9 protein-coding genes are annotated in these 7,945 nt (G+C 71.4%); 3 read left to right on the forward strand and 6 right to left on the reverse strand.

Annotated features, from left to right (window positions below; genetic code table 11):
* A partial coding sequence (locus ACFW2E_RS35555; protein ID WP_384472729.1) for a LysR substrate-binding domain-containing protein occupies positions 1–470 on the forward strand: 470 nt, incomplete at its 5' end.
* Between the two features lie 292 nt (positions 471–762).
* Here ACFW2E_RS35555 and ACFW2E_RS35560 read toward each other — a convergent pair.
* Positions 763–885: a hypothetical protein gene (locus ACFW2E_RS35560; RefSeq protein ID WP_384472731.1), complete on the reverse strand. Its 123-nt coding sequence runs from the start codon at positions 883–885 to the stop codon at positions 763–765.
* 181 nt (positions 886–1,066) lie between these two features.
* Between ACFW2E_RS35560 and ACFW2E_RS35565 the strand changes: the two genes are divergently transcribed.
* Positions 1,067–2,311 (forward strand): cytochrome P450, encoded by a 1,245-nt coding sequence (locus tag ACFW2E_RS35565; protein WP_384472734.1) that lies wholly within the window; start codon positions 1,067–1,069, stop codon positions 2,309–2,311.
* A 98-nt stretch (positions 2,312–2,409) separates the two neighbouring features.
* On the opposite strand, the gene ACFW2E_RS35570 is transcribed toward ACFW2E_RS35565, so the two are convergent.
* From ACFW2E_RS35570 to msrA, 4 genes are all read right to left on the reverse strand, one after another.
* On the reverse strand, positions 2,410–2,535 hold the full coding sequence (locus ACFW2E_RS35570; protein WP_384472737.1) for a hypothetical protein: 126 nt from the start codon (positions 2,533–2,535) through the stop codon (positions 2,410–2,412).
* Positions 2,536–2,740: 205 nt separating this feature from the next.
* Positions 2,741–4,138, reverse strand: a complete 1,398-nt coding sequence (locus ACFW2E_RS35575) for an FAD-binding oxidoreductase (RefSeq protein ID WP_384472740.1) — start codon at positions 4,136–4,138, stop codon at positions 2,741–2,743.
* A gap of 215 nt (positions 4,139–4,353) precedes the next feature.
* A complete protein-coding gene (locus tag ACFW2E_RS35580) occupies positions 4,354–5,505 on the reverse strand; it encodes a PP2C family protein-serine/threonine phosphatase (protein WP_384472743.1) in 1,152 nt (383 codons plus the stop codon).
* A gap of 148 nt (positions 5,506–5,653) precedes the next feature.
* Positions 5,654–6,166, reverse strand: coding sequence for a peptide-methionine (S)-S-oxide reductase MsrA (msrA, locus tag ACFW2E_RS35585; protein WP_384472746.1), 513 nt, complete (start codon positions 6,164–6,166; stop codon positions 5,654–5,656).
* Between the two features lie 387 nt (positions 6,167–6,553).
* On the opposite strand from msrA, the gene ACFW2E_RS35590 reads away from it, so the two are divergent.
* A complete protein-coding gene (locus ACFW2E_RS35590) occupies positions 6,554–7,213 on the forward strand; it encodes a zinc ribbon domain-containing protein (RefSeq protein ID WP_384472748.1) in 660 nt (219 codons plus the stop codon).
* A 55-nt stretch (positions 7,214–7,268) separates the two neighbouring features.
* On the opposite strand, the gene ACFW2E_RS35595 is transcribed toward ACFW2E_RS35590, so the two are convergent.
* A complete protein-coding gene (locus ACFW2E_RS35595) occupies positions 7,269–7,775 on the reverse strand; it encodes a hypothetical protein (RefSeq protein ID WP_384472751.1) in 507 nt (168 codons plus the stop codon).
* Between the last annotated feature and the right edge of the window lie 170 nt (positions 7,776–7,945).

Below are 7,945 nucleotides of genomic sequence, written 5' to 3' on the forward strand. Positions count from 1 at the left end.
TTACCCCCACCCTGTTACTTGAGTACTCCGGCGCGCGGGCCCGCCGGCCGCCCGGTCCGCCGCCGCTGTGGTCGTGGCTGGTCGACGCCTCGGGCACCGACCCCGACGCGGACTCCGGCCGGCTGCTGCGTCGGCTGGGCGTGACCGAACGCCACGTGTGGGTGTTCCCCAACCAGACGGCGGCCTGGGCGGCCGCGGCCGAGGGCGCCGGGGTGGCTCCGGCGCTGACCCATCTGGTGTCGCCCCGCATCCGGCGTGACGAACTGCGCGTACTGGATACCCCGGCCACGCCGTCGGACGCCACATGGCACGCCACGGTCCTGCGTCCCGAGCACCGTTCCCCGGCCACCGACGGGTTCCTGTACTTCCTGCACACTCCTGTGGCGACGCGCATCATGCGCGAGCCGGGCGCGGGTGTCCCACCGTCCGAGTTCCGGCCCCCTGTGTACGTCACGCTGTGGGGCGGGTGAGGCACGGACGGGGACCACTCCCGGTCAGTGGTGGCCTTCGGCGGACAGGGCCGTGTCGAGCGCGCGGCGGAGGCGGGACGCGCACGTCCACTCGCGGCTCGGCGGGGGTCACACACCAGTGGAGTCCCGGGGACGCCGTGCGGTGCAACGGGGGGACCGCCACGTGGTGTCCCGGGCCCGGGGCACCCACTCGCGGGAGGTGCCAGTCGTCGGCGGAGCCCGGACGGACCAGCCAGTACGGGCGGTGGCCGAACCCGTCCGCGATGACCGCCCCCGGTGCGTCCCCGAGCCGTCACAAGGCCTCGTCCGCGAGCGGAAACGACACGCGTACGGCGTCCCACCAGTGGCCGGCGGCCACCGTCCGCACCTCGAGACTGTGGGACTGGATCCACTGCGGGACCCTGCTGACCGTCATCCCTCCCACCGGCCCTCCGACCCGACACCCGGGCCCCTGAACAGTGCCGGGAAGCCGACTTGCGGTCACGCGCAGGGAAGTTGCGGCGGTACGCAGCACGCGCGGGGCGGTCTCGTGCGGACAGGCCACGGCCAAGTAGCTTTACGGGTCGTACGCAAGCCCTAGTGCCACGGAGGCCGCGATGGGACACCCCCGACCCTTAGTCATCGACGCGACCGGCAGTGACATCCACGCCGAGGCCGCCCGGATCCGCGAGAGGGGACCGGTGACCCTCGTAGAACTTCCCGGCGGTGTCGAGGCCTGGGCCGTCAGCAGTCCCGACCTGCTCAAACGCCTGCTCACCGACCCACGTGTGTCGAAGGACCCGCGCCGGCACTGGACCCGGTGGATCAACGGTGAAGTCTCCCCGGAATGGCCGCTGTTCACCTGGGTCGCGGTCCAGAACATGTTCACCGCGTACGGCGGTGAGCACAGGCGGCTGCGCACCCTGGTCGCCAAGGCCTTCACCGCCCGCCGCACCGCGGCGCTCCAGCCCCGGATCGAGGAGATCACCAAGACACTGCTCGACGGACTGGAGAAGGCCGCGCGGGAGAATCCGGTGGTGGACCTGCGGGAGCGGTTCTGCTACCCCCTGCCGATCCAGGTGATCAGCGAGCTGTTCGGACTCCCCGAGGAACAGGGCGCGGAACTGCGGGCCGTGGTGGACGGTGTCTTCCACACCTCCGCCGGCCCGGAGGAGGTCACCGACATATACGCCCGGCTCTACGCGGCGCTCGGCGCTCTCGTGGCCCTCAAACGCCGCTCGCCGGGCGACGACCTGACCTCGGCGCTCATCGCGGCCCGCGACGAGGAGGGCGGCACCCGCCTGAGCGAGCAGGAGCTGCTCGACACGCTGGCGCTCATGGTCAGCGCGGGCCACGAGACCACGGTCAACCTCATCGACAACGCCATCCACCTGCTGCTGACCCATCCGGAGCAGCTCGCCCAGGTCCGGTCGGGCAGTGCTTCCTGGGACGACGTGATCGAGGAGGTGCTGCGTGTGGACGCGCCGGTCGCCAGCCTGCCGCTGCGGTACGCCGTGGAGGATCTCGGCATGGCGGAGTTCGGCGGCCCGGCCGGAGTGGTGATCGGCAAGGGCGAGGCGATCCTCGCCGCGTACGCCGCCGCCGGACGTGACCCCGAGAGGTACGGCGCGGACGCCGACAGGTTCGACGTCGCCCGCGCCGACAAGGAGCATCTGGCGTTCGGCCACGGTGTGCACTTCTGCCTGGGCGCCCCGCTGGGGCGCCTGGAGGCCCGGATCGCGCTCCCGGCGCTCTTCGAACGCTTCCCCGCGCTCGGTCTCGCCGCGAAGGAGGGGGAACCGGAGCAGGTCGACTCCTTCATCTCCAACGGCCACCGCGTCCTTCCGGCGACGCTGTTCTGATCATTCCCCGCGCCACCAGGACCGCAGCCGCGCCGGCCGTCCGCGGCCTGGGCGGCTCGCCCCCCAGGCGCGCCCGGCCGGTGGATGGGGCCTGACCGTCAGGTCAACTCCGCATCGGGTACGGCAGGTTCGAGGTCGGGCAGACGGTCGAGCAGCTTCTCCACCACCGCCGCGACCAGCCGGGCCGGATTCTGCGCCGGCAGGTGCGCGGGCCTGCGCGCCACGCCAAGTGGGCGTGGGTGCCCGCGCACTGATCCGACGTCAGGACCGGGTCGGCTGATCGCGGCGGCGAGGCTGACCACCGACGCCGGCGAAGCCGCAGCGGGCCGGGTCGCCCAGCCGGGTGACGTCGAGGGTGTGCGCGCCGCCCAGCGGCTCGGCGGCATGCCCGGCGCACTGGCCCAGGACGGACCGGTCACGCTGACCCGGTCAGCTCGGCGCGGGCGGAATGTTCTGGTTCGCGTGGAACAGGTTGTCGGGGTCATAGACGCGTTTGACCGCGGCCAGACGGTCGTAGTTGCCCCGGTAGGTGGCCTGGACCCGGTCCGAACTCTCCTGCTGCCCGATGAAGTTGACGTAGGAGCCGCCCATGGAGTGCGGGTGCAGGTCGGTCCAGTAGCCGACGCACCACTCCCGGATCAGTCCGGCGTTGGCCGGGTCCGGGTCGATGCCGGCGACCACGCAGGACCAGACGGCGTCCCGGTAGGCCCAGGCCGTCTCGTCGGCGCCGAGCCGGTGCGCCGCCCCGTCCACCGGGTAGAGGTGCATGATCGACAAGTCGGTCGGGAGGTTCTCCGCGTACTTGTGGTGCACGTCGATGGCGCCGTCGGAGACGGCGTCGAAGAAGTCACCGCGCCAATACCACTGCAGCCCCTTGGGGATGAGCGTGTCGAACATGGACTGCAGCCCGGGGTAGGGCATGGGGGTGGTGAAGTGGAAGGCCGGCGGCGCCGGGTCGTTCACCACGGCGAGCACCTCCTCCAGGCGGTCGGCGGCGAGGTCGCCCGTGTAGCACCACACCACCCCGCAGACCTTGTGCCCGTGGATCGGCTCGGGGAAGGGCGGACCGGGCGGCACCGCCAGCACGGCGAAGAAGCCGTAGAGGTCCTCCGGCGCGGACGGCATGAACTCCCGGTACCAGCGAAGCACTTCGGGCGTACGGTCGACCGGCCACACCGTCACCGCGACACCGACCGTGTGGGCCGGGTGCAGCCGGAACGTGAACGACGTGACCACTCCGAAGTTGCCGCCGCCGCCCCGCAGCGCCCAGAACAGGTCCGGATGATCGTCCGCCGACGCGGTGACACAGCTGCCGTCGGCAAGGACGACGTCGGCGGACACCAGACTGTCGATCGTCAGGCCGTACTTGCGGGTGAGGTAGCCGTGGCCGCCGCCCAGGGTGAGACCGCCGACGCCCGTGGTCGACATGATCCCGGCCGGGACGGCGCGCCCGAAGGCGTGTGTCGCATGGTCCAGGTCACCCAGCTGGCTGCCGCCGCCCACCTGGACGGTGGTCGCCTCCGGGGCCACCCTGACCCAGCGCATCGGCGACAGGTCGAGTACGAGCCCGTCGTCGACCAGGCAAAGACCCGGCCCGCTGTGGCCGCCGCCGCGTACCGCGAGGTCGGCTCCGGTGTCCCGGGCGAAGGAGATTGCCGCCTGCACGTCCGCCACGTCCACGCACTGCGCGAAGGCGGCGGGCCGTCGGTCGATCATGGCGTTGTAGATGCTGCGGGCCTCGTCGTAGCCCGGGTCCTGGGGGGTGATCACCGGCCCCCGCAGTGCCTCGCGCAGACTGCCGACAGCCGTTTCGTCGATACTGCCCATGGCCGAGGACCTCTGTGTGGAACGTGAATCCGATGAGCCGCGGACGGACTGGCGCACGTCACGTCCGCGAAGCAGGCGCGGCGTCGTTCGCGCCTCTGGGACGACAGGGGGCGGTCGACCTCGCCCGTGTTTCACCGGACGGACACGCGACCTCTCCCCTGTCTCAGTCTTCACCCGCCCGTCACACCCCGCACATCGACGCCCGGGCGATCGGCTCAGTCGGTCGCCGGTACCTGACCCCGCTGCGCGACGATCACCGCCATGTCGTCGCTCCTCCGACCGCCCACATACCTTTTCACGTCCGCGGTGACGGCTTTCACCAGTGGGCCGGGCGCCTGGTCCGCCCAGACCGAGACGCGTTCGGTGAGCGGATAGAAGTCACCCTTCGCGTCGCGGGCCTCGGTCAGTCCGTCCGTGTAGAGGAGGAGACGGTCGCCCTCATGGAAGGGGAACGTGGCGGGGACGTACGCGGTCTGGGACGGCTCGCCGATGGCCAGGCCGAGGGGCGGGGCGGGCTCGGCCACGTGGAGCGTCGTGACCGTGGCGTCGGCCCGACGCAGCAGCAGGGGTGGCGGATGGCCGAAGCTGACCACGTGCACGACGGGCTCGTCGTCGGGGATGTCGACCATCAGGGCGGTCACGAACCGCTCGGCGAGATCGGCTTCGGACGCGGCGAACTCGGCGAGGCCCCAGCGGACCGCGTCCTCCACGTAGGCGGCCAGTTCCGGCAGGGGGATCTCACGATGGGCGGTGGCGCGGTAGGCACCCAGCACGATGGCCGTGTCACTGATCGAGGCGAGGCCCTGCCCGCGGACGTCGCCGATGATCAGCCGGGTGGCGTGGGAGGTGCGGGCGGCGGCATACAGGTCGCCGCCGATGCAGGTGTCGGCCTCGGCGCTGTGGTACTCGGAGGCGAGCCGGATGGGCCCGGCCTGCTGGGGGAGGGGGCGCAGTACGACGCCCTGCGCGGTGTAGGCGACCGAGCGAGCCCGGACGAGCGCGCGTTCGTGCCGGTCCCGCAGATGCGTGAAGACCGTCACGAGGGCACAGACGGCGGCGAGGGCAACCAGTTCGACCAGGACGTTCCCGGTCATCAGGGTGTGCCGCTCCAGCCCGGCGACGACCAGCGCGAGCAGCGCGGCGCTGCCGACCAGCACGGTGGCCCGAGTACCGGCGCCGACGGCCGTGACCGCGGCGGCGACGGCCAGCAGATGGGCGAGGTGGATGTCCGGGGGCAGAACGGCGTCCGCCACCGGAACGGACACGATCAGCAGGACGGGACCGGCCGGCCACAGCCGGTGCGGTACCGCTCGGCGGCCGGCTCGCAGCCAGGCGTCGAGGAACGTCGTGATGGTCGCAGTGCTCACTTCGTCGCTCCGGTGGGCTTTGCTGCCCGGCGAGAGGACCCCGGCGCGGCACCCCGTGGGCCGGACGCCTGCCCTGCTCCGGGCGCGCCCGGGGGTCGCCTCGGGCACTCGGCTCTCCGCGACCCCTGCGCCGACGCCCCGCGCGCGGTCAGCCCTCCGCGCGCTTGGGCAGTCGCCAGCCCGGGCGCGGGAAGTGGCAGGTGTACCCGTCGGGGTAGCGCTCCAGGTAGTCCTGGTGCTCGGGTTCGGCCTCCCAGAACGGGCCCACCGGCTCCACCTCGGTGACGACCTTGCCCGGCCACAGCCCGGACGCGTCCACGTCCGCGATGGTGTCCTCGGCGACCCTCTTCTGCTCGTCGTCCACGTAGTAGATGGCCGAGCGGTAGCTGAGGCCGATGTCGTTGCCCTGGCGGTTCTTGGTGCTCGGGTCGTGGATCTGGAAGAACAACTCCAAGATCGTGCGGTAGTCGGTCTTCTCGGGGTCGAAGAGGATCTCGATGGCCTCCGCGTGCGTACCGTGGTTACGGTACGTAGCGTTCGGCACGTCGCCCCCGGTGTATCCGACCCGGGTCGCCGTCACGCCCGGGTGCCGGCGGATGAGGTCCTGCATCCCCCAGAAACATCCACCCGCCAGTACGGCCCTCTGCGTCTGCGCTGCCATCACGGCCCCTTCGGTCTCTCACGTCGGTCGATCGGGCTGCTCGGCTCATGCGCCGCCGGCATCCCGTACTCTCTGGCTCCATCAGCGCGTGAAGGTCGCAAACAATTCCATGCCCGCCCGGCCGGCCCGTGCCCGCAGGCCCGACTGCCACCCCGCCGTACCGCTTGAGCGCCCCTGACCTGCGGTTTTGAGCGTCCAAACCACTCGCGGCCACGCGGACCCGCGGACTGGGTCCGGACGCCCGGCAACCCCGTCGAGCCCCCGCTCGGCACGATTGCGCGAAACAGGCGGACCCTTGGGGGAACCATGGGCCGAAACCCAGAACCGCTACCCCACACTCGACGTCGTACGGCAGTGAGCCGACGGAGTGACCTGTGGGGGGACCGCATGAGCGGTGAGATCCATTTCAGCGACAACTACCGCGACCTGTGCCAGAGAGACGGCACCGGGGCGGGCTTCCAGTTCGAGTTCTCCTGCTCGCGGTGCCACGACACCTGGCGTTCACCGTTCGAGCCGTACACGGGTGAGCGGGCCGCCACCTGGCTCGGCAAGGGCACCGACGCGGCCTGGCAGCTGCTCGGCCGTGCCGGGAGCGGGCTCAAGTCCGCTGCCGACGGACTCGCCGGAGCCGGTTGGGGCCCGGCTCGCGACAAGGCCTTCGAGCGCGCGATCGGTAACGCGCAGGGCCACTTCAACCGTTGCGGCCGGTGCACCGACTACGTCTGCGGGCGCTGCTGGAACGCGTCCCAAGGCCTGTGTCTGCACTGCGCCCCGGACACCGCCGCCGAGGCAATGGCCGCCCAGCAGCGCGGACTCAACGACATGGCCTCACAACGTGCGTACGCCGCGGGGCAGCAGGCAGGCCAGGGCTACGACATCACCACGGCGCGGCAACTGGTCTGCCCGCAGTGCGGCACCGAGACCCGGGGAGCCGCCTTCTGCTCCGGGTGCGGTCACCGGCTGGCCCAGTCCGTCCACTGCTCCTCCTGCTCGGCGGTCGTACCGGACGGGGCGGCCTTCTGTCCCGGCTGTGGAACCCGCAGGTAGGAGAGGCGAGACCGTGCGTCGGTGCGAACCGTGCCGCCTGGGTTCGCCCTCTGCCTCATCGATAGTCCTCCGGGTGGCCCTGCATCCACGCATTGATCTTGTCGCGAGCTCCGGTGAGTTGGTCCTGGTGCTTCTTGAGGTTCGCGAAGGAGCGGTCGTCACCAAGTTCGGTGTGCAGGGCCGCGATCCGTGCGAGGGGTTCCTTGAAGTGCGCTGGGCCCTGGGGGTCCGTCTTCATGGACAGCTCGAGGCTGTTGAGTTCGTCGAGCACCCGTCCCAGGAAGTACTCGCAGTTCGCAGGGGTCGTGCACCCGTCGTTGTAGGTGGCCTGCAGCCGGGCGAAGACATCGCGGACCTTCTCGACTGCCGGTGCGGGTGCTGTCCTGCTCGCCGTGCTCGCGGCGGCCGGCTCCGAACTCCCCGGAGCCGAGACGGCCTTGCCGACACCGTGGGCCGGCGACTTCCCACCGTCCGCGGGCTCCTTGGGGCTGCCGGAGCAGGAGAGCAGGAACGACGCCAGGGCCACGACGACGGTGGACGCGCGAACGGTACGCGAACTCATGTTGATCACGTCGGGTACGACGCTTCAGCGGCCTGACTGGTTGTGCCGCCCGACCGGGCTGCGCGGCACCCCACGCCAGTTGCCGGTACCTGGAGCTCTCCCATCGCGAGGTGCCGGTCCGGTGGCCACTTTCACCCGCCCCGCGCGGCCGTGAGCGTTAGACGCGGGGC

Origin of the sequence: Streptomyces sp. NPDC058964 (assembly GCF_042741275.1) — a bacterium.
Classification (GTDB): domain Bacteria; phylum Actinomycetota; class Actinomycetes; order Streptomycetales; family Streptomycetaceae; genus Streptomyces.